At 62.1% G+C, this 19,198-nt stretch carries 18 protein-coding genes and 1 tRNA gene; 10 read left to right on the forward strand and 9 right to left on the reverse strand.

What is annotated here, in order from left to right; genetic code table 11:
• The first annotated feature begins 256 nt into the window (after positions 1 to 256).
• The 3 genes from THIDRDRAFT_RS08820 to THIDRDRAFT_RS08830 are packed head-to-tail and all read left to right on the forward strand — an operon-like array spanning position 257 to position 3,563.
• Entirely contained in the window at positions 257 to 1,729 is a 1,473-nt protein-coding gene (locus tag THIDRDRAFT_RS08820; RefSeq protein ID WP_007040485.1) for a circularly permuted type 2 ATP-grasp protein, read from the forward strand.
• The gene (locus tag THIDRDRAFT_RS08825) at positions 1,726 to 2,691 is read left to right on the forward strand and encodes an alpha-E domain-containing protein (RefSeq protein ID WP_007040486.1); all 966 of its coding nucleotides are present in this window, start codon (positions 1,726 to 1,728) and stop codon (positions 2,689 to 2,691) included. The genes THIDRDRAFT_RS08820 and THIDRDRAFT_RS08825 overlap by 4 nt, the downstream gene beginning before the upstream one ends.
• Positions 2,688 to 3,563: a transglutaminase family protein gene (locus THIDRDRAFT_RS08830; protein ID WP_007040487.1), complete on the forward strand. Its 876-nt coding sequence runs from the start codon at positions 2,688 to 2,690 to the stop codon at positions 3,561 to 3,563. The genes THIDRDRAFT_RS08825 and THIDRDRAFT_RS08830 overlap by 4 nt, the downstream gene beginning before the upstream one ends.
• 23 nt (positions 3,564 to 3,586) lie before the next feature.
• On the opposite strand, the gene nikR is transcribed toward THIDRDRAFT_RS08830, so the two are convergent.
• Positions 3,587 to 4,009, reverse strand: coding sequence for a nickel-responsive transcriptional regulator NikR (nikR, locus tag THIDRDRAFT_RS08835; RefSeq protein WP_007040488.1), 423 nt, complete (start codon positions 4,007 to 4,009; stop codon positions 3,587 to 3,589).
• Between the two features lie 99 nt (positions 4,010 to 4,108).
• Positions 4,109 to 4,267, reverse strand: coding sequence for a hypothetical protein (locus tag THIDRDRAFT_RS26370; protein ID WP_007040489.1), 159 nt, complete (start codon positions 4,265 to 4,267; stop codon positions 4,109 to 4,111).
• A 214-nt stretch (positions 4,268 to 4,481) separates the two neighbouring features.
• Here THIDRDRAFT_RS26370 and THIDRDRAFT_RS08840 point away from each other — a divergent pair, with 214 nt between their 5' ends.
• Genes THIDRDRAFT_RS08840 through THIDRDRAFT_RS08850 form a run of 3 tightly spaced genes read left to right on the forward strand, consistent with a single transcriptional unit; the run spans position 4,482 to position 7,661 of the window.
• Complete coding sequence (locus tag THIDRDRAFT_RS08840) at positions 4,482 to 6,170, forward strand: ATP-binding protein (RefSeq protein WP_007040490.1); 1,689 nt, start codon at positions 4,482 to 4,484, stop codon at positions 6,168 to 6,170.
• 15 nt (positions 6,171 to 6,185) lie between these two features.
• Entirely contained in the window at positions 6,186 to 6,695 is a 510-nt protein-coding gene (locus THIDRDRAFT_RS08845) for a hypothetical protein (protein ID WP_007040491.1), read from the forward strand.
• A gap of 42 nt (positions 6,696 to 6,737) precedes the next feature.
• A complete protein-coding gene (locus THIDRDRAFT_RS08850; RefSeq protein ID WP_007040492.1) occupies positions 6,738 to 7,661 on the forward strand; it encodes a trypsin-like serine protease in 924 nt (307 codons plus the stop codon).
• 109 nt (positions 7,662 to 7,770) lie between these two features.
• Here THIDRDRAFT_RS08850 and THIDRDRAFT_RS08855 read toward each other — a convergent pair.
• Together THIDRDRAFT_RS08855 and THIDRDRAFT_RS08860 are read right to left on the reverse strand one after the other, a co-directional pair.
• A tRNA-Arg gene (locus THIDRDRAFT_RS08855) sits at positions 7,771 to 7,847 on the reverse strand.
• Positions 7,848 to 7,940: 93 nt separating this feature from the next.
• Positions 7,941 to 9,950: a UvrD-helicase domain-containing protein gene (locus tag THIDRDRAFT_RS08860; protein ID WP_007040493.1), complete on the reverse strand. Its 2,010-nt coding sequence runs from the start codon at positions 9,948 to 9,950 to the stop codon at positions 7,941 to 7,943.
• A 145-nt stretch (positions 9,951 to 10,095) separates the two neighbouring features.
• On the opposite strand from THIDRDRAFT_RS08860, the gene THIDRDRAFT_RS08865 reads away from it, so the two are divergent.
• Positions 10,096 to 10,446 (forward strand): DUF2782 domain-containing protein, encoded by a 351-nt coding sequence (locus THIDRDRAFT_RS08865; protein WP_245535804.1) that lies wholly within the window; start codon positions 10,096 to 10,098, stop codon positions 10,444 to 10,446.
• 190 nt (positions 10,447 to 10,636) lie between these two features.
• On the opposite strand, the gene THIDRDRAFT_RS26145 is transcribed toward THIDRDRAFT_RS08865, so the two are convergent.
• On the reverse strand, positions 10,637 to 10,990 hold the full coding sequence (locus tag THIDRDRAFT_RS26145; protein ID WP_007040495.1) for a PilZ domain-containing protein: 354 nt from the start codon (positions 10,988 to 10,990) through the stop codon (positions 10,637 to 10,639).
• Between the two features lie 353 nt (positions 10,991 to 11,343).
• Between THIDRDRAFT_RS26145 and THIDRDRAFT_RS08875 the strand changes: the two genes are divergently transcribed.
• Genes THIDRDRAFT_RS08875 through THIDRDRAFT_RS08885 form a run of 3 tightly spaced genes read left to right on the forward strand, consistent with a single transcriptional unit; the run spans position 11,344 to position 16,618 of the window.
• Positions 11,344 to 12,807 carry an ATP-binding protein gene (locus tag THIDRDRAFT_RS08875; RefSeq protein ID WP_007040496.1) on the forward strand — a complete coding sequence of 488 codons (1,464 nt, stop codon included), beginning with the start codon at positions 11,344 to 11,346 and terminating at the stop codon, positions 12,805 to 12,807.
• A gap of 14 nt (positions 12,808 to 12,821) precedes the next feature.
• Positions 12,822 to 15,386 carry a RimK family alpha-L-glutamate ligase gene (locus tag THIDRDRAFT_RS08880; protein ID WP_040844399.1) on the forward strand — a complete coding sequence of 855 codons (2,565 nt, stop codon included), beginning with the start codon at positions 12,822 to 12,824 and terminating at the stop codon, positions 15,384 to 15,386.
• On the forward strand, positions 15,386 to 16,618 hold the full coding sequence (locus THIDRDRAFT_RS08885) for a multidrug effflux MFS transporter (protein ID WP_007040498.1): 1,233 nt from the start codon (positions 15,386 to 15,388) through the stop codon (positions 16,616 to 16,618). The genes THIDRDRAFT_RS08880 and THIDRDRAFT_RS08885 overlap by 1 nt, the downstream gene beginning before the upstream one ends.
• Here THIDRDRAFT_RS08885 and THIDRDRAFT_RS08890 read toward each other — a convergent pair.
• The 4 genes from THIDRDRAFT_RS08890 to THIDRDRAFT_RS08905 are packed head-to-tail and all read right to left on the reverse strand — an operon-like array spanning position 16,601 to position 19,173.
• Positions 16,601 to 16,996: a response regulator gene (locus tag THIDRDRAFT_RS08890; RefSeq protein ID WP_007040499.1), complete on the reverse strand. Its 396-nt coding sequence runs from the start codon at positions 16,994 to 16,996 to the stop codon at positions 16,601 to 16,603. The genes THIDRDRAFT_RS08885 and THIDRDRAFT_RS08890 overlap by 18 nt on opposite strands.
• Positions 16,993 to 18,099 carry a sensor histidine kinase gene (locus THIDRDRAFT_RS08895; RefSeq protein ID WP_007040500.1) on the reverse strand — a complete coding sequence of 369 codons (1,107 nt, stop codon included), beginning with the start codon at positions 18,097 to 18,099 and terminating at the stop codon, positions 16,993 to 16,995. Before THIDRDRAFT_RS08895 ends, THIDRDRAFT_RS08890 begins: the two co-directional genes overlap by 4 nt.
• Entirely contained in the window at positions 18,092 to 18,706 is a 615-nt protein-coding gene (locus THIDRDRAFT_RS08900) for a SpoIIE family protein phosphatase (RefSeq protein WP_007040501.1), read from the reverse strand. Before THIDRDRAFT_RS08900 ends, THIDRDRAFT_RS08895 begins: the two co-directional genes overlap by 8 nt.
• Positions 18,697 to 19,173: an anti-sigma regulatory factor gene (locus THIDRDRAFT_RS08905; RefSeq protein ID WP_245535805.1), complete on the reverse strand. Its 477-nt coding sequence runs from the start codon at positions 19,171 to 19,173 to the stop codon at positions 18,697 to 18,699. The genes THIDRDRAFT_RS08900 and THIDRDRAFT_RS08905 overlap by 10 nt, the downstream gene beginning before the upstream one ends.
• Between the last annotated feature and the right edge of the window lie 25 nt (positions 19,174 to 19,198).

Here is a 19,198-nt window from a genome sequence, read left to right on the forward strand (position 1 = left end):
ACAAGCTGATGCGTGGATTGGGCCGGCATCCGCGAATTCGGTGCGTTTTTCGTCTCTCCTTTCGTATAAAAGCGGCGTATGACCTCGCCTCGCATTGGGACAGGGGTGCACTCTTGTGGTGCGCATGGGGTCGTTCCGGTTTGGTCGGGCATCTCCCAGAGTCACGCTCCGTCGGGTGCGGGTCAGTCTCGTTTGTACGGCGTGGTTATTGCATTGGCTTTGCGAACATAGGGCAGGACTGAGGAGTATCCTCGCCATGCTGAAGCAATTTCAATCCGGTGCCACCGGCGTGCTGCGGGATCCCACCGAGGGATCCACAATGGCCTACCACGAGTTTTATTACGACGATTTTCGCCCGCGCGACCACTATTTTCCCATGTGGGATCATATTCAGGCCGTCGGGCAGCAGTCCCTGGCGGCCAAGGCCAGGGAAGCGCACCTGGCGCTCCACACCGAAGGGGTTACCTTCAGGGTCTATGCCGATGAGAAAGAGGGCGTCGAGCGGGTTTGGCCCTTCGATATCCTGCCGAGACTCATCACGGCAGCCGAGTGGCATCAGGTCGAGGCCGGACTCAAACAGCGCGTGCGCGCGCTGAATCTCTTTCTGAAGGACCTCTATCACGGTCAGCGTATTCTCAAGGACGGCGTAGTTCCGGCCGAGCTGATCTATCGTGGCAAAGGCTTCTGCCGCGAGATCATGGACGTGGATCCGCCGCACGACATCTATACCCATATCGCCGGGGTTGATCTGATCCGCGACGAAGATGGGCGCTATCTGGTGCTCGAAGACAATCTGCGCACCCCCTCCGGCGTTTCCTACATGATCGAGAATCGGATCATCGAGCGCCGCATACTGCCCGAACTCTTCTCGCGTTACCGGGTGCGCCGGGTCGAGCATTATCCCGAGATGCTGTTGCAGGCGCTGCGCTCGCTCTCGCCGCGCGGCGAGGAATCGGCGGTGGTCGTGGTCCTGACGCCGGGTGTCTTCAACTCGGCCTATTACGAGCATACCTTTCTGGCCAAGGAGATGGGTGTCGAACTGGCCGAAGGACGTGACCTCGTTTGCAAGAATGACAAGGTCTTTCTCAAAACCACCCAGGGATTGCAGCGGATCGATGTGGTCTATCGGCGCATCGACGATGCCTACCTGGACCCATTGGTATTCCGCTCCGACTCGATCCTCGGTGTCCCGGGGCTCATCAACGCCTGGCGCGCCGGCAACGTGGCGCTGGCCAATGCCCCGGGAACCGGCATCGCCGACGACAAGGCAGTCTATGCCTATGTCCCGGATATCATCCGTTACTATCTGGGCGAGACGCCCATTCTGGCCAATGTGCCCACCTACCAGATGACGGATCATCAGGATCGCACCTATGTGCTTGAGAACATCGAGCGCATGGTGATCAAGGCGGTCGCCGAATCCGGCGGTTACGGCATGCTGATGGGGCCCGCGTCGACGGCACGCCAGCGTAGCGACTTCGCCCGGCGTATCGAGGCGGATCCGCGCAATTATATCGCGCAGCCAGTCATTCAACTGTCCCGGCATGTCTGCTATCTGGAGGGCGAACTGGAGTCGCGCCATCTGGATCTGCGTCCATTCGTCATCAGCGGCCGCGAGAGCCAGGTCGTTCCGGGCGGTCTGACCCGCGTGGCCATGACCAAGGGCTCCCTGGTGGTGAATTCCTCTCAGGGCGGGGGCAGCAAGGATACCTGGGTGTTGGCGGAATGATGCTGAGTCGAATTGCCGAATCGCTCTATTGGATGGCACGCCAACTGGAGCGTGCGGACAACACGGCGCGCGTGCTCGACATCAACCTGATCCATATGCTGGAGGCCGACGAGGGACTGACCGAGGAAATGCAGTGGAAACCGCTGCTGACCATCGTCGGCGCCGACGATGGATACGAGGCTCTCTATCCTGACGGTCGGGTCACGGTGCAGCGGGTGATCCATCTCCTGACCCAGGATCCCCGCAATTCAGGTTCGATTCATGGCAGTCTTCGCATGGCGCGCGAGAATGCCCGTGTGGTCCGCGACCGCATCTCGAACGCCATGTGGGAGACGCTCAACGACTTCTGGCTGAAAACCGACGCACATCTTCAGGCGACCTTGCCGCCCTGGCGCGCCGCCGAGTTCTATGACTCCATCCACCGCGAGGTCGCGACCTTCTTCGGTCTCGCCCAAGGCACCATGATGCGCGGCGAGGCCTACGGTTTCGCCAGTCTCGGCAGTCTGCAGGAACGTGCCGACATGAGCACCCGCATCCTGGACGCGCGCTATCATCTGCTGTTGCCGGACCCCTCCATGGTCGGATCGCCGCTCGATTACTACCAGTGGCGTGCCTTGCTCAAATCGCTTTCTGGATTCGATGCCTATCGCCGTCAATATCAGAGTGGCATCCGTCCAATCGATGTTGTGGAATTCGTGATCCTGAACCCAGATTTCCCGCGTTCGCTCATCTACTGTATCCATGGTATGGAGCGAGCACTCGAGCGTGTGGAGCGGAAGGCGGAGACGCCGGTCACGATCAAGCTGCAGGCCTTGCGTCGTCATCTCACCGGCATTGGCGCCGGGGAGATACTGGAGCAGGGGCTGCACGAGTATCTGGATGCCTTCCTCGCTCGGCTGGCCGAGTTCGGTGCTGCGCTACAGGCCGATTACTTCGACGCCTATCTGGAGGATGGTCAGTGAGATACCACATCGAGCGCGCTTGTCGCATGCGTTTTTCGACGCCCGCGCGCGAGCATCAGGTTCAGGTTCGACTCGCCCCCTGGGATGACGAGACGCAGTCCCTGATGCGGGTTGCACTCCGGGTCGAGCCCAAGGCCGAACCCGTCGCTGGCTACGACTGTTTTGGTAATCTGGCGCACCATTTCTCCGTGCTCGGCGCGCACAAGGAACTGTCCTTTTCGCTGGTCGCAGAAGTCGAGACCCGTCGCGAGAACCCCTTCGATTTCGATCTGGTGCCGCCCGAGCGTGAGCGCGCATGGATCGACGACAGCCTGCGCCAGGCGCCACGGTTGTGGGATTTCGTCCTGCATCGCAGTCCGCTGACGCCCGATTTACCCGATCTTATCTTCGGTCGGGCGACCCCGGATTTGAGTGAGGGCGTGCCGATCATCGAGCAGGTGCAATCGGCCTTTGGCTGGATCCGCGAGGCCTTGCGTTACGACCCGAGGCTGGAGCCGTCCGGCGATCTTTCCAGCCTGTTTGCGACCGGGCGTGGCTCGGCGGCGGATCTCGCCCATCTGATGATCGCACTGGTGCGGCGCTGGAAGATTCCCGCGCGCTTCGTCTCCGGTTATCTGGATGCGGACTATCTGGACGATCTGGATGGCGGCGATACGCGTCTCCAGCGGCCCCATTACTGGGCCGAAGTACTGATCCCGGGAGGAGGGTGGCGCGGTTTCGATCCCGTGCTCGAACTGGCGGCGGATGCCACCTATGTGCGCGCTGCGGTCGGGCGCGATGCCGACGACATCCAGCCCCTACGTCATGCCTGTCTCGGCGATGGCAAGCGGCCCGAGATGGACGAGACGCTCAGCGTCTCGCGTCTGTCCTGAGCGCTGGATCTCGGCGCGTCGTCTCAGTTGCTGACGCGTGAGGCGCGCGTCAATTCGGCGAAGCGCACCCCGCGTAGCCCGCCGATCTCCAGGCTGAGACGTTCAATCTCGGCCGGCATGCCTCGGATGATGATGGTCTCCAGGCAGTTGTGATGATCCATATGCACATGGGTCGATGCCACGACATGGACGTACTGGCGATGCTGAATGTCCAGGATGTGCTGCGTCAGCTCGCGCTGGTGATGGTCGTAGACGATCGTCAGCACACCGGCGACCTCTTCGTCGCCGCGCTCCCAGGTTTCCTCGACGATCCGTTCCCGGATCAGGTCCCGGACCAACTCCGAGCGCGAGGCGTATCCCTTTCGGACCACCCTCCGGTCCAATTCGTCGAGAAGCGGCTTGGGAAGCGAAACGCTGAAACGGATGGTCTCTTCGGGGTTGGTCATCGGAGGCGGTTCTGATGGTTGAGTTTTCTGGATGCTAACAAAAAATGCCTTGGCGCATGAGGTGCCAAGGCATATGTATAGGGCGAGAGATTCGCTGTTTCAGTTGCCGCGTTGGGTCGCGTCCGGTTGGATTGCCTGGACCTCAATGACCGGGGTCGATTGGGATGTCCCGGAATGATCCGCATCGGCGAGGTTCATCGTCGACTGTACGCCGCCGATCAGTAGAACGACTGCTGCAAGAATACCTAATGCACCCATGATACATCTCCGTACTTCGGATGGTTGCTGAATAATTTAATTATATAAGCAACCTCTAATTTATCAAGGTGCATGCGGTTCTTCCGATCAACGGTCGGTTTCACGCAGCGGTCCCATGAAATCTCCGCGCTCGACCCGATCCTGCTAGGATTCCGCCTAGGACGGGCATTCAACGGACCGTCCGCTGGTTTGCGCAACAGGGGGTGAAACCGTCATGTCCACGCCAGACTCCAGTTTGATCGGGCGCGTCATCGACATCCAAAGCGGCTGTTTGGTCGTCAGCATCTTTCCTTCCGACGAGGGTTTTCCTTCATCGGTCAACATGGGCGAGGAGACGCTTCCGGTTGGTCAGTTGGGGTCGTTCGTCGAGGTGCGCGACCGCGCCGGACATCTTTTGGCCGAGGTGGGCCGTATCCGGGAGGAGGCCGTCGAGACCCGCTCTGTTCCGGATCCAGCTGCGAGCGGTGGCAGCCGGCGCGTGACCATCCGCGAGCGCCGTCTGGAGCTCACCCCGCTGGCCGAGATCAACCGGGACGGTCGTCTCGAGCCTGGTGTCAGTCGCTATCCGGTGATCGGTGCTGCGGTCCATGTCATCGGCAGTTCCCGGCTCGCGGCACTGCTGACGCGTGAGAAGGCCAGCGGACTCGAACTGGGGCGTCTGTCGGTGCGTCCATCGCTCAAGGCGACGCTCGATCCATCGGCGCTCTTCGGTCGCCATCTCGCCATTCTGGGGCAGACGGGCGCGGGCAAATCCTGGACGCTGTCGAGCCTGCTCCAGCGTGTCGTCAGCACCATGCCGCACTCGCACATCATTCTGCTCGATCTGCACGGCGAATATGGCTGGAAGGGGAATGACGGCAACTTCCATGGCATCTTTGGACCCGAGGCCGCGCGCCACATCGATGCCCGCGAGCTGGAGATCCCCTATTGGCTGCTGACCTACTCGGAGTTCGTGGACCTCTTTGTCGATCGCACCGACTCCAACGCCACGGTCCAGATCGCCTTCCTGCGAGAAACGCTCTTCAGTCTGCGCCAACAGTCCAACCAGCATCTGGGCTTGCAGCGGCTTTCGGTGGATTCACCGGTCTATTTCTCGATCGAGGATCTCTATCAGCGGTTCAAGAAGGCCAACGAGGAGAAGCTGGAGTTCGGTAAGGTCAAGGGGCCGCTCTACGGCGCTTTCGACGACTTCCTGGTGCGTTTCCAGTCGCTCTACAACGACGCGCGCTACGACTTTTTCATGCGTCCGCGCAAGAACGCGAGTTCCGCGAGCCTGGAGGGCTTGCTGCGCGATTTTGTCGGTCTGGGCGAGCCCAAGCGTCAGGTGACGGTGATCGATCTGAGTCCGGTTCCGCTCGATCTGCGTCCGGTCGTGTCGGCCCAGATCGGTCGGCTCGCCTACGAGTTCAATTACTGGAATCCGCAACGACACGAGTTTCCGGTCCTCTTGGTGTGCGAGGAGGCGCACCAATACATCCCGCGTGAAGCAGACACCCAGTTCGTCGGGACGCGCCGGGCGATGGAGCGCATCGCCAAGGAAGGGCGCAAATACGGCGTCACGCTCTGTATCGTCAGCCAGCGGCCGACCGAACTGTCCGAGACCGTCCTCTCTCAGTGCGGAAATTATTTGTGCCTCAAGATCTCCAACGCCGACGACCAGGAATACGTGCGGCGTCTCTTGCCGGAAGGTGCCAAGAACCTGGCCGATCTGTTGTCTTCGCTACGTCGCGGTGAGGTGCTCGCGGTCGGTGACGCGGCCATGCTGCCCTCGCGTATCCTGGTGCATCCGCCCAACCCGGCACCGGCCAGCCGCGATGCGCCACTGTCCGAGAGCTGGGTCCATGGCCCGGACGACCTCAATGTCTCCGAGATCGTCAACAACTGGTGGCGTCAGGTGCGCTGAGGCTGGAGGGTCGGGTTGAGTTTCGGCGGCGATCGGTCGGCCAGAAAGGCGGGGCAGCCGTCTTGGTTGCCTCTGCTCTGGGGTGTTTCTGGGGTCTTGGCGGTCCTTTTGGTCGTCGCTTTGGTGCTGCGTCTCTGGCCACTGTTGCATCCGACGGTCGTTGCCCTGGCTCAGCCCGAGTCCCCTTGCGATTTGCGTTTAGGCGATTGTCGGGCGTCCTTCCTAGATGGCGCGCACGTGACCTTCGGTATTCTGCCCAGAGCTATTCCCATCATGACCCCGTTGAAGCTCGACGTGCGGATCGAGGCTGTCGAACCCACCGCTGTCGAGGTGGACTTTGTCGGTGTCGATATGAATATGGGCTTCAATCGGGTCAAGCTGACCGCGCTCGGTGAAGGTCGCTATCGAGGGCAGGGCATGTTGCCCGTCTGCGTTCGGGCGAGCATGATCTGGGAGGCGCGGGTTCTGCTTCATACCAGCCGAGGCATCATGGCCGCACCCTTTCGTTTCGAGACCCGGCGGTAAATCCGGTCTCCGGCTGAATTCCGCCCTGAATGCCCCCTATCGATGCGTTCCATACTGAGAACCCTGCCCATCTTCTTGCTGCTCTGGTCGTCCTCGGCTGCTGCCCTGCTCGGCGGACGGATCGATGACGCGGGGCGTTACCCGTCGGTCGTCGCGTTGGGGGACGGGCCGAACCTGCATTGCTCGGCGACCAAGATCGGTCCGGATCGTTTCCTGACCGCCGCGCACTGCGTCGTCGATACCAGCAAGGGCGGATTGGACGATGCCTTTCGGACCGGGCAGCGGCTCTTCATCAGTAATCGCGTGGAGCCGAAAGTGCCCGAGGACCTGGTCGCGGTCACCGTGCGCGAGATCCGTTTGCATCCGAGCTACGAGCAGGCATTGAGACGCTTCTATGCCTATAAGGAGTCGAAACTTCGCGACTATCGCGAGCGCTATTCGGGCGAGGATTTGACGCGTCGCATTCGCGCCCTGGAGCGCGACAACCACTTCACCCCCCGTTTTCCCGATGTCGCCATCCTCCTGGTCGCCGAGTCCACCCCGGAGATCCCCATCGGAAAGGTTGATTGCACGCCCCTGCATGCCGGCGATTCCGTTGAGATCCTGGGTTATGGGTATGAGAGCCTCAAAGGCATGGCGCTGTCGCGCCACATGAGACCCTATGGTCGGCGCAATCGGGGCCGCAGCCAGGTGATCCGGGTCGATGCGGTCAATTTCTACAGCTATGGGGGTGAGATGCGTCCAGGCAGCGCGTCGCTGAGTCCTGGTGATTCGGGCGGCCCGGTGCTGCGAAACGGTCGGATCGTTGGGGTCAACGGAACCGTCTACGGTTTGAGCCGGCTGGATATGGCCCGCTCGAACATGTCGGTCAACCTAAGCGGCTTGGGCAGTAACTCTGGGATTGGTTGCAGACGCTTTTTCGGGCTCTCTTCCGGTTCCGTCTCAGCCGCTAAGTCAGCTGATTGAGGTGCGGTGCTGACCTTCAAACAATGGCCTGCCTTACCAGTCACAGGCAAGCCATCACGCAAAAGGCCCCGGCGAATGCCGGGGCCTTTTGGTTTGAAGCAGCGGATTTTGGCGCGCCCGACAGGATTCGAACCTGTGACCCCTGCCTTCGGAGGGCAGTACTCTATCCAGCTGAGCTACGGGCGCCTTAGACGAATTATCGCGTCAGACTGCGCGGTCGTCAAAAGCAAGTTGCGAACTATACCTTAGATGGTTGGTTCGGTGTCGAGATTTTTGCCGTCAGTCGTCGCTCAGGAGTCCTTTCATCATGTGCAGGTGGCTGAGTCCTCTGGCCTTGCGTTCCACGGCAGAGTCGTCCGGGGTGCGATCGCCCCAGTCGAGCGCGTCCTTGGGTAGTTCGTTGAGGAATCGGCTTGGCTCGCTCGGTATCCACTCTCCGTAGCGTTTGCGCCGCCGGGTGAGTGTGAATGTGAGTGTTTTGCGGGCTCGGGTGATGCCGACGTAGGCGAGGCGGCGTTCCTCCTCGATGCTGTCCTCTTCGATGCTGGTGCGGTGGGGTAGCAGTTCCTCCTCCATGCCGACCAGGAAGACCTGGGGGAACTCCAGCCCCTTGGCGGCATGCAGTGTCATGAGGTGGACACGGTCTCCGCCCGACTCCTCGTCCTGGCGGTCCAAGACGTCCATCAGCGTCAGGTGGTTGACCATGTCCGCCAGACGTTTGTTCTGGAAATCCCCTTTGTGCAGTTTGCCGAGCCAGCCGATGAGGTCGGTGACGTTCTCGAACCGGCGATCGGCGACTGCCTGGCTGGAGGCGTTCTCGCGTAGCCATCCCGCATAGCCGATCGCGTCGACCAGATTACGCAGACCGCCAGCGGGGTCTGCCGTAACGCTTTGGCGATGGGTGTCAGTCAGGCGAACGAAGGCGCCGAGCCGGTCGCGTTGACGTTCTCCGAGATGCGCGTTCAGTCCCGCCGTCTCGCAGGCGGCCAGCAGGCTCGTTTCTGTTGTACGCGCGTACTCGGCCAGTCGCTCCAGTGTGGTCGGCCCGATCTCGCGGCGAGGTGTGTTTACGATTCGCAGGAAGGCGGCGTCGTCTTCCGGATTCGCCAACAGGCGCAGATAGGCCATGACGTCCTTGATCTCTGTGCGCGCGAAGAAGGATGTCCCTCCGCTCAGGAAGTAGGGGATGTTGTATTCGCGCAGAACCTTCTCGAATTGACGCGCCTGATGATTACCTCGATAGAGGATGGCCATGTCGCCGAATGGCATGTTTTCCGCGTACTTGAGATGGAGGATCTCTGAGGCGACCGTTTCGGCTTCGTGCGTCTCGTCCTTGCACTGGATCACGCGCGGTTTCTCGCCCGGTCCGTGCTCGCTCCAGAGCCGTTTCTTGAAGACGTGTGGGTTGTTGGCGATCAGTGTGTTGGCCAGTCCGAGGATGCGCGCGGTCGAGCGGTAGTTCTGTTCCAGCATGATGACCTTGAGGGTCGGATAGTCATCCTTGAGCCGGATCAGATTCTCGGGGCGCGCGCCGCGCCAGGCATAGATGGACTGATCGTCGTCGCCCACCACGGTGAAGGCGCCCTCTGGACCCGCGAGATGACGTACCAATTCATATTGGGCGCTGTTCGTATCCTGATATTCGTCGACCAAAAGGTAGCGGATGCGATCGCGCCAGTGTTGCAGCAGATCCGGTTGGGTGCGGAACACTTGAGCAGGCGTCAGGATGAGATCGTCGAAATCGACTGCGTTGTAGGCCTTCAGGCTCCGCTCGTAATCGGCGTAGAGCGCGGCGAGCCGTGCCTCGAAATCGTCCTCCGCCTGACTCAGCGCCTGCGTTGGATCGATAAAGTCGTTCTTCCAGCGCGAGATGCGGTGCTGGAGCGCTGGTGGGCTGATGGCATCGGCATCCTGTGCGTGACGGAGGTGCTCCTTGATCAATGCCTCCGAGTCCTGTGCATCAAGTAGTGAAAAGCCTTGACGCAGGCCGACGCGCTCGGGTTCGCGGCGCAGGATGTTCAGTCCCAGGGTGTGGAAGGTGGAGATGGTCAGGCCGCGCGTTTTGACATCGGTGAGCTGTTGGCCCACGCGCTCGCGCATCTCGCGGGCCGCCTTATTGGTGAAGGTGACGGCGCAGATGTGACGCGGCGCGATCCCCTTCTGTCCGATCAGGTGAGCGATCTTCTGGGTGATGACGCGCGTCTTGCCCGAGCCGGCGCCGGCGAGAACCAGTAGCGGACCGTCGGTGTAGCGAACGGCTTCGAGCTGTCGGGGATTGAGTCCGGACATCCAGTGGGGTGAGCTTCGGTGGGAAGGGCGGTGTGACCGCAGGTGCTGGATTATGCCCGAGATCGTATGGCGATGCTCGGCGAGCAATCCGGCGACGTTCGTACTACCATGCGGATCTGTCCTTCGCCACGCAATGGTGACCCTTGTGTTCAGCCGAGTTTTCATCACCCTGGTCCTGTCCGTCGCGTTCGGGACCCTCTATGCCCAAGACGAGGAGAGGCAGTCAGCAGAAAGCGAGTTTCTGCAGGCACCGACCGTCGTGCCTTCGCCTGTGACCGGGGATCCGGTCGAGCCGGATATCACCATCAAGGAGTCGGGAGACGAGGTGATCTACGAGTATCGGGTGCGAGGCGTGCTCTACATGGTGAAGGTGCAGCCCCAGATCGGGCCGCCTTACTATTTCTACGACCTCAATGGGGACGGTAAGATCGATGCCGAGGATCGCTCGCCACGCAATACGTCCGTGCCTCAATGGATTCTCTTTCAATGGGATTGAGGGGCGTATGGCGCGTGACGCGCCAGCGCCGGAGCCTCTCGGCCGAACAGCCGTGCCGGATCGGTCCGCTGCGGTCGAGAGCTGATCGCCTCTGGTCTCGCGACCCGGTTGCCGATCGTGGTACGGCGGGTTCATCTTCCGCTGGATTGATAGGAGCGGCGGTTCCTCGCGTGTTGCCGGACGCTTCTGATCAGGCTCCGGCCATCCGTCCGGCATAGGCCTCGCTGTGACCCATCAGCTGGCCGGGCAGCTCGGTGAGTTGCACGAGTTGGAAAAGATCTGGCTGCGGGTCGAGAAAGGTGACACTGATTCCAGCGGCGTCGTGATGCGCCACGATGGCATCGACCGCCCAGTCACGGCCCCCCGCCTGAAAGTCGAGCGTGACCATGGTTCCTTTCGGTAGGGTTAGGTTGCGAACCGCCAGATACATTCCCTGATCTGAGATATTGCGTCCCTGAGCGCTGAAGAAGCGCCGCTTGCGGTATTCGATGTGAACCTCAATGCCGGTGGGATGGCGGGAGCTGTAACGGTGTTCGACGGTCATGATGGCATTCTCCTGCAGGTCTCTCTCATTTGATGTCTTTCGGTGTCCGGCTAATGGTAGGCATCGATCTTGACCGCCCGATGCAGTCCATATGACAGAAATGTGAACCTTCAGTGTCGATCCTGTTGATGCTTCGCTGTTACGCACGGCTTCCTGCTGCTCCAGGTCAGTGAGAAAGGAGCAGCGGCTCACATCGCGTCTTTGGTGGTATCCCCTAATATTTAGGTTCACCATTTCGCGTGTCCGCCTCGGTCGTCGAATGTTTGGGCGCCGACGCATGGGCTCGAATCGAACGGGTTGTTATCGTCGTGTCGTCGCGATCCTCAGCCCGCATACAGGGGAACGGAAAGAGCATGCGGTTCGCGTTGAAGACCTATTATCGGTTGGAATTCCTTCCCGCCGTCGTGTCCTTCGTCGGCGAGATTGCTCGCTGTCTGGGGGCGACGACAAAGGAAATCTCAGAATTGTCGATGGCCTCGGAGGAGGCCGGCGCCTACATCATCGAGCGTTATCCGAATCAGGGTTCCGAGGAACAGTTCGAGGTGGTTTGCGAGGTGCTGGAGGACGGGCTGCGCGTCGTCTTCAGCAACATGGGATTGCCTGTCGACCCGGGTGGCCTGCCCAAATACGAGGTGACTCAGCCCGAGGAGACGATCGATGGTCTCGGACTCTTTCTCATCGAGAAACTGGTCGACCACTTCGAGTTCGTCAATCAGGGGCGGGCCGGCTGGCGCACGGTGCTGCTCAAGCGGCTCTCGAACCCCAAGGTCCTGGTGGCACCACCTGCGGGCCCGGATCAAGCCCCCGCGTCCAGCCGCGAGAAGCTGCAGGTCCGTCTGGCGGGCGTCGAGCACGTCCCCGGTATCGTCGAGCTGGCCTATCGCAACTACGGATACTCCTACAGCAAGGAGGTCTTCTATTACGCCGACCGCTTGCAGGAAGCCATGGAGGATGGGCGCGTTACGTCCTACGTCGCGCTCAATGCCGAAGGGAAGGTGGTCGGGCAGATGGCCATCCTGCGCGCCACTGGAGATGCCGAGGTGGCCGAATACGGCGCGCTCATGGTGCAGCCCGAGTACCGTCGCAGCATGGGGCTCCTACAGCTCATCAAGGCGGTCGCACGCACGACCAAGGGGGGCGATGATCGGGTTGCGGTCGGTGAAGCCAATCTAGTGACCACCCACACCCAATCACAAAAGGTCTGCAGTCTCTTCAACTTCAGCCCGATGGCGCTGAAACTTTCGGTGCACGGCCGGGCGCGGTTCGTCAAGCTGGCCGAGGAGGACGATGCCCAGCGTGAGACCCTGTTGCATGCCGTCACCGTCACTCGTGACGTGCCTCCCGTTCGGCTCTTCGTCCCTTCCTCCCATGTCGAAATCAGCCGCCGCTTGTTCGAGAATTCCGGGCTGTCCCTAGAGATCCCGGTCGAATCTCCTTCGCTCGCGGAGCACACCGATCTGGCGGTCGAAACCCATGCCGAATCGGAGCTGGCCGTGCTCTCGCTCAGGGTGACGGGCGAGGATTTTGCCAGCGTTCTGCGCCGACAGCTCTTCGATCAGGAGTCCGACGGTATCAAGACCGTTTTTGTCCGCTTTCCCGCCTGGCTCGCGCTGCCCGAGACGCTGGAGGATGAAGTGCGTCGTATGCGTCTCTTCTTCTGCGGTTGGGTGGTGGAGTCACCGGACCGCTGGTGGTTGCTCTACACGCGACTCTATGCACAGCGGTTCGATTTCAGCCGTATTCAATTGTGCGATCCGGTTGCGATCGAACTCCAAACCTATGTCGAACGCTGTTACCAAGAGGCGATTTTTTCATGAAGAGTTCGGTCACGATGCACGGATGGATTCTCTATACCGGGAAGGAGGTGCGCGAGCTGACACGCGCCTGCGAGGAGGCGGCGACGGCGGGAGTCGAGCTGCAGGTGGTGGCGCCCAAAGAGGTGCAGCTGATCCTGGATCCGGACGACTCGGCGCGCTTCTATCTCCGGGGTGACTTCGTTCCGGCCCCGATGTTTGCCATCGCCGCCTTCGTCGAGGAGGCGGATGACTATAACCTGGCCCTCTTGCAACAACTGGAGACTCAGGGCGTCTTCTGCGTGAACCGCGCCGAGACCCTGAAGCGAACCAGCGACAAGCTGCTCACGCTGCAATTGCTCACGGCACACGGCATCCCGGTTCCCAAGACCATTCTCGTGCGTCCGGACACCTCTCCCGAGTTCATCTGCGAACGTTTGGGTTTGCCGGTCGTGCTCAAGGTCCTGGATGGATCCAAGGGGCATGGCGTGACTCTGGTCCAGACCCAACAGGAGCTCGCCAGCCTGTTGGAGATGCTCGATGCGGCCCAGTGTCCGACGGGGCTCCTGGCGCAGGAGTTTATCGCTGACAGTCGGGGGCGCGATTTGCGCGTGCTGGTGATCGACGGTCAGCCGCGTACCTGCATGCTGCGCAGCAACCGTTCGGCCGACGGCTTCAAATCGAACGTCTCGGCCGGTGGCGGCGCGGACGCCTATCCGTTGAACGAGACGATCATCGCACTCTCCAAGCGGGTGATCGAGGTCATGGGGCTCGACATCGGCGGGATCGATCTGCTGTTCAAGGGAGGCGGCTTCGTCGTCGGAGAGGCCAACTCCATTCCCGGTTTCCAGGGCATCGAATCCTGTAGCGACATCAATGTGCCCGCCGAGATTCTCCAAAGCATCCGGCGTCGATTCAAGGCGCGGATCGCTGCGCGTTATCAGACCCTGGCCTCGGAGACCTGGGGGCTGGATGAGTGGCGGCTGAAGCAGGATCTGGAGCTGGTCCAGACCTTCATCGGGGCCTGCTCGCTGGTCGAGGAGACCCAGCAGCGGGTGCTGCTGGACATCCTTCGGCAGGGGGCTCAGACCGAGTACGGTCGCGCGAACGGTTTCGAGGCGATCGACTCGATCGATGCGTTTCGACAGGCTGTCCCCGTCTCCCAATGGGCCGATTTCGAGCCCTATGCCCAGCGCATGGAGCTGGGCGAGGGCGATCTGCTGTTCTCTGGGCAGCCGACCCATTTCATCAGCACCAGCGGCACCACCGGACACTTCAAAAACATCCCGGAAAGCGCCGCTGGCGAGCTCGCTAAATCGCTGGTCAGCCGCGCCCGTACCGCGCTGCTGATGAAGATGATGCCGGATCTGCTCGACGGCTATTTCATCCCGCTGTCCAACGTCGCCGTCATGGGCGAGACCGCCGGGGGCATCCCTTTTGGCTATGCCTCCGGCCTCACGCTCGCCGGCGCACCGCCGGAGATCCGGCGGCGCTTGGCCTTTCCTCCCGAGGTGTTGGGCGCGACCGATGCTGCCACGCTCGATTATCTGACCATGCGTTTCGCCATGGCTCAACCGCTGGTTCGGCTGCTGGTCGGCAACAATCCGGGACGCATGACCGCGCTGCTGGAGGCCGCCGATCGGCGGCGCGACGAGATCATCACCGACATCGAGCGCGGCACCCTGTCCCAGGATCTGGAGCTGGACGCGGAGTTGCGCCGGCAGTTGGAGGGGTATCTGAGCCCGGACCCAGAGCGCGCCGCCGCGCTGCGCAGCATGCTGGCCGGACGCGGGCGCTTGGAACCGCGCGACTACTGGCCGGGGCTCAAGATGATCTCCTGCTGGCTCGGTGGCACCATCGGTCGCTATCTGGAGGGACTGATCCCGTGGCTGCCCGAGAACGTGATCTTCACCGACTGCGGGTACGGTGCCAGCGAGGGCAAGTTCAACGTCCCTATGCGTCCGGGCGCGCCCGAGGCGCCGCTCGCCATCTTCGGCTATTTCTTCGAGTTTCAGCCGCTGGCGGGTGGTGAGCCGCTGCTCGCTCATGAGCTTGAGGACGGGGCCGAATACGGTCTGATCGTCACCAGCTATTCCGGACTCTACCGCTACGATCTGCACGATATCGTCAAGGTCAAGGGCTTCACCGGCGGGAACCCCAACATCCAGTTCCTGAGCAAGAGCCGCGATATCGCCAACCTGGCGGGCGAGAAACTCGCCGGGGCGGTGATCTCGGACGTGGTGCGCCGCACCCTGGCCGAGCGCGATCTGCGCTGGCGGCATTTTTGCGTGGTCGCCGACAGCGGCGCGCACCGCTACGACTTCTGCATCGAGCCGGAAGGGGATGCCGTGCCTGATGCCGACTGGCTCGCCGCCATGGACGCCGCGCTCGCCGAGGCGGCCGATGGCTTCAAGCTGCTGCGCGAGCAGGGGCTCATCGAGGCGCCGCGACTGATCCTGATGGGCACGGGTTGGCTCGACCGGCTCTACGAGGGCCATCTGCGTCCAGGCGTCACCAGCGCTCAGATCAAGCTGCCGCTGGTGTGCGACCAGGTCCCGCTGCCCGACCTGATCGAGCGCCACGTCGAGTTGCGTGCCCGCTGATGACCGATGCCATCCTCAAGCCGCGCGACCTGGGCGGTCGCGCGCTGCTCATGCTGAGCGCCTATCTGATCCTGGTCACCGCCCTGGTTCGACTCGGCACCAGTCTCTATCTGCCGGCCCTTCCGGCGATGGCCGACGACTTGGGGCTCTCGGCTCAACACATGGCCGCGACCATGACCGTGTATCTGGTCGGGTTCGCGGTCGCCTCGATCTTTCTCGGACCGGTCTCGGACCATTGGGGACGGAAACTGTTGCTCCAGGGGGGCGTGATCGCCTTTGGCGTGGGATCGTTGCTGTGCGCTCTGGCGCCCTCTTATGGGCTGCTCATCAGTGGACGCATCCTGCAGTCCGTGGGCGGAGCCGCCGTGCAGGTGGGATCGCGGGCCATGTCGCGCGACGCCTTCAGCGACGCGCAGATGATCAGCGTTCTCGGCTGGATTGGGGTCATCACCGGACTGGTCCCGGTGCTGGCGCCTATGCTCGGTGGCCTGCTGACCCAGTGGCTGGGGTGGCACTCCAACTTCTATCTGCTTGCGGTCGGCGCCGTGCTGGTGATGCTCTCGACACGCGGGTTGGTCGGTGAATCTCTGCCGGCAGACAAGCGCACGCCCTTCAGGCTGGTCGAGACGTTGCGAGCCTATGGCGACATGCTCGTCTCGCCCGGCTTCATGCTGCCGACCATTCCCATCATGCTCTGCTTCGCCGTTCAGGGAGCCTATCTGGTCGCGGCGCCCTTCATCTTCATCCATGTCTTGAACATGAGTCCGCTGGCGTTTGGGTTCACCAGTCTCGCCTTGGTCGGCGGGCTGCTGCTGGGGCGGATCATCTGCATGGCGGCGCTCAAACGCTGGGGCGAGTATGGCGCCTTTCTGACCGGGGCCGGCGTGGCCCTGATCGGCGGGTTCTGCTCGCTCGCGGTCGTGCTCACGGATTCCATGTCCGTCGTCGCGATACTCGGCGCGTCAGCGGTGTTTTGCGTGGGATTCGGTGCGCTGGTTCCGATCGGCATGAAGGCCGGGCTCTCGGTCTTTGCGGACCGGGTTGGAACTTCGTCGGCACTCTACGGCTGTCTCACCCTGGGGGCGACCGCCCTCGGCAGCGGTCTGGTCGGCGGCATGCTGGAGCGCAGCGCGCGCGATATCGATCTGCTGTGTCTCGCGACCTTCATCGCCAGTTGCCTGATCCTGGTATCCAGTCTGGCCTGTCGCCGGGTCTTATCGAAGGCCGCTTGATGGAGGTGAGTGTTCGAGCGCCTGGTCGATCGCGGCGCGTAGCGCCTCGCGGGTGAAGGGTTTGGGCAGGGTCGTCTGCACGCCCATGAGGGCGGCCGATTCGAGGTTGAACTCCAGACTGATGGAGCGCCGACCGCCCGAGACGGCGATGATTGGGATATTGTTGCCGTCTTGGTTCAGCTTCATGATGAACTCGATGCCGTCCATCTCGGGCATGAGGATATCCGTGATGATGAGCAGCGGACGTTCGCGCTGGATGTATTCCAGCGCCTCCTGTCCGTTGCTGACGGCCTCGATCTCATAGCCCTCGCGACGGACCATTTCGGCCATCATCGTCCGGAAGATTTCGTCATCGTCAACGATCAGAATCTTGCTCATTCGGGTGTCTCCTGCTGGCTGGGTGGAGTGTGCCGAATCGGTGGAGCATCCTCGCTCGCTTTGCCTTCCTGTTGAAGGCGGGGCAGGTCGATCGTGAAACGCGTACCGGAACCGGGCTCGCTGGACACGCTGATCGATCCCCGTAGCTTGCCGACCAGTCCGTGGACCACGGAGAGTCCGAGACCGCTGCCCTTTCCAGGCTCCTTGGTCGTGAAGAAGGGGTCGAAGACTCGTTCCTGGACCTCTTGGTTCATGCCTTCGCCGTCGTCTTCGACCGTCAGTCTGACCAAGGGGGCCAAGCCCGCTGGCGTGTGTAGCCGGACACCGACCTGGATCCGGCCAGGAGTGCTGCTGATGGCGGCGCCCGCATTGATACAGAGGTTCATGACGATCTGCTGGATCTGGCTCGGCTCGGCTAGCACCCAGGCCTCGGAGACCAAGGGCTCGAAGTCGAGCTGGACGTCGTGTGGGAGCGAGACCCGCACCAGATCCAACGTCTCTCGGATGAGAGCGACCAGTTCGATTTCGGTCGGATCGTCCGCCATCTCTCGGGCGAAGGTGAGCATGCGGGCGATCAGGTCGCGTGCCCGGAAGCTCGCCTGCTGGATGAACTCCAGGTGTTGTTGACCCGCCGAGGCGGGCGGTAGCTCATCGCTCAGCAGCTCGCTGAATCCCAGAATGGCGCCCAGGATGTTGTTGAAGTCGTGCGCGATACCGGCGGCGAGGGTGCCGATCGCCTCCAATCGGCGCGACTGTTCCAGGCGTGCGTTCACGATGGCCTCGGCGCGCCGTTCCAGTTGCTCGCGCAGGGCGAGACTGTAGGCCATATAGGCCTCCATCAGCGGCGCCGTGATGAGTCCCGCGATCTGACTCAACGGCAGGTCGGGATGGGCGCTGGCGAGGCGGATCAGCGCCTCGTGATGCAGCTCTCCGACCTCTTCGAGCGGCACCTCGTGTGCGACCAGGCGGCGTCCTAGATCGGCCGCCTCGGCCAGTGCCGCCTCCGAGGCGAGCGGGTCCTTGGCGAGGACCGCGCACTGGAGCAATTCGGCGTAGCGATCGGAAAGGTCCTGTGGCGCATTCGAGTCGGTGGAGTCATTCATGTTGGTAGATCAGTATTCCCGCATCGTCCCGGTCGCTGGCCCACTGCACCAACAGCTGTTCGGCTAGAGCGTTCGAGGGTCGGTTCTCTATCAGGCTGGCGGCGATATCGGCGTCCTCGGGGATACCGTCGGAGAAGATCACCAGCCAGTCTCCCGGCCTTAGTGAGAAGCGCTCGGGGTGTAGCCCCGAGTATCCTGCGCCGACGATTCCGCGTGCGCCACCCAGGCGCCTGATATGCCCGTCCTGGAGCAGCAGCGTGCGGATATTGCCGACGGCGGCGTGCAGAATGGCCTCCGTGCCGAACGGCACATCGACTACGGACAACGCGACTCCTCGCGTTCCGATCAGCGCTCGATCGCAATCGGCGAAGGTCTCGGGCAAACCCTGTCCAGGTGTCGTGGCGATCTGATGGATGACCGCCTCGGCGGCCTTGTGGGCCTCCGGTCCATGTCCCAATCCGTCGGCCAAGGCCAGTCGCAGACGATTCGGTTGAAGCCACCAACCGCATTGATCGCCGCACAGCGATTCTCCAGGGAAGGATTTGAGCGCCTGCCCCAGTCCGAGTTCCCTGGGTTCCAGGTTGGGGGGCGCTGAGTTCAATGCCATTTGACGGCCCTGACCCAGGTTCCACGCCCTGGTTCCGAGTCGATGGCGAACGTATCCATCAGGCGCTTGACGCCCGGAAGACCGCAGCCGAGGCTACCCGTCGTGCTGTAACCCTCGGTGAGGGCGAGGATGAGGTCGACGATTCCGGGGCCATCGTCTTTCGACAGCAGCTCGATTCCCTGTGGTGGGGTCAGGCATTGCTTGGTCATTGGGGTGGCGCTCAGCCATCCGCCTCCGGCGTGGATCACTAGATTGCTCGCCAGCTCGCTGGCCGCCGTGGCCAGTTGGTAGGTCGAGCTGCGGTTGAAGTTCAGGCGTTCGGCCAGTGAGCGCACCTCGCGGCAGGCGAACATGATGTCCGATTCGGTTTCGAGCCATACGTGCATTGCGGCGGGGAACGAGAGCGCGATCGCATCCGTCGGATGCTCGCAGAGCCTGTCCGAGGTGACATGCCGATGGCACATCATGGCGTCGTCGCTTGAACGTATCGGG

Origin of the sequence: Thiorhodococcus drewsii AZ1, from assembly GCF_000224065.1 — a bacterium.
Classification (GTDB): domain Bacteria; phylum Pseudomonadota; class Gammaproteobacteria; order Chromatiales; family Chromatiaceae; genus Imhoffiella; species Imhoffiella drewsii.

What these genes read in the sequence shown, in the direction of transcription:
- THIDRDRAFT_RS08820 (WP_007040485.1), top strand. Translation starts at nt 257, where the DNA reads ATGCTGAAGCAATTTCAATCCGGTGCCACCGGCGTGCTGCGGGATCCC.
- THIDRDRAFT_RS08825 (WP_007040486.1), top strand. Translation starts at nt 1,726, where the DNA reads ATGATGCTGAGTCGAATTGCCGAATCGCTCTATTGGATGGCACGCCAA.
- nikR (WP_007040488.1), bottom strand. Translation starts at nt 4,009, where the DNA reads ATGACCAACCCCGAAGAGACCATCCGTTTCAGCGTTTCGCTTCCCAAG.
- THIDRDRAFT_RS26370 (WP_007040489.1), bottom strand. Translation starts at nt 4,267, where the DNA reads ATGGGTGCATTAGGTATTCTTGCAGCAGTCGTTCTACTGATCGGCGGC.
- THIDRDRAFT_RS08840 (WP_007040490.1), top strand. Translation starts at nt 4,482, where the DNA reads ATGTCCACGCCAGACTCCAGTTTGATCGGGCGCGTCATCGACATCCAA.
- THIDRDRAFT_RS08850 (WP_007040492.1), top strand. Translation starts at nt 6,738, where the DNA reads ATGCGTTCCATACTGAGAACCCTGCCCATCTTCTTGCTGCTCTGGTCG.
- THIDRDRAFT_RS08860 (WP_007040493.1), bottom strand. Translation starts at nt 9,950, where the DNA reads ATGTCCGGACTCAATCCCCGACAGCTCGAAGCCGTTCGCTACACCGAC.
- THIDRDRAFT_RS26145 (WP_007040495.1), bottom strand. Translation starts at nt 10,990, where the DNA reads ATGACCGTCGAACACCGTTACAGCTCCCGCCATCCCACCGGCATTGAG.
- THIDRDRAFT_RS08875 (WP_007040496.1), top strand. Translation starts at nt 11,344, where the DNA reads ATGCGGTTCGCGTTGAAGACCTATTATCGGTTGGAATTCCTTCCCGCC.
- THIDRDRAFT_RS08880 (WP_040844399.1), top strand. Translation starts at nt 12,822, where the DNA reads ATGCACGGATGGATTCTCTATACCGGGAAGGAGGTGCGCGAGCTGACA.
- THIDRDRAFT_RS08885 (WP_007040498.1), top strand. Translation starts at nt 15,386, where the DNA reads ATGACCGATGCCATCCTCAAGCCGCGCGACCTGGGCGGTCGCGCGCTG.
- THIDRDRAFT_RS08890 (WP_007040499.1), bottom strand. Translation starts at nt 16,996, where the DNA reads ATGAGCAAGATTCTGATCGTTGACGATGACGAAATCTTCCGGACGATG.
- THIDRDRAFT_RS08895 (WP_007040500.1), bottom strand. Translation starts at nt 18,099, where the DNA reads ATGAATGACTCCACCGACTCGAATGCGCCACAGGACCTTTCCGATCGC.
- THIDRDRAFT_RS08900 (WP_007040501.1), bottom strand. Translation starts at nt 18,706, where the DNA reads ATGGCATTGAACTCAGCGCCCCCCAACCTGGAACCCAGGGAACTCGGA.
- THIDRDRAFT_RS08905 (WP_245535805.1), bottom strand. Translation starts at nt 19,173, where the DNA reads ATGATGTGCCATCGGCATGTCACCTCGGACAGGCTCTGCGAGCATCCG.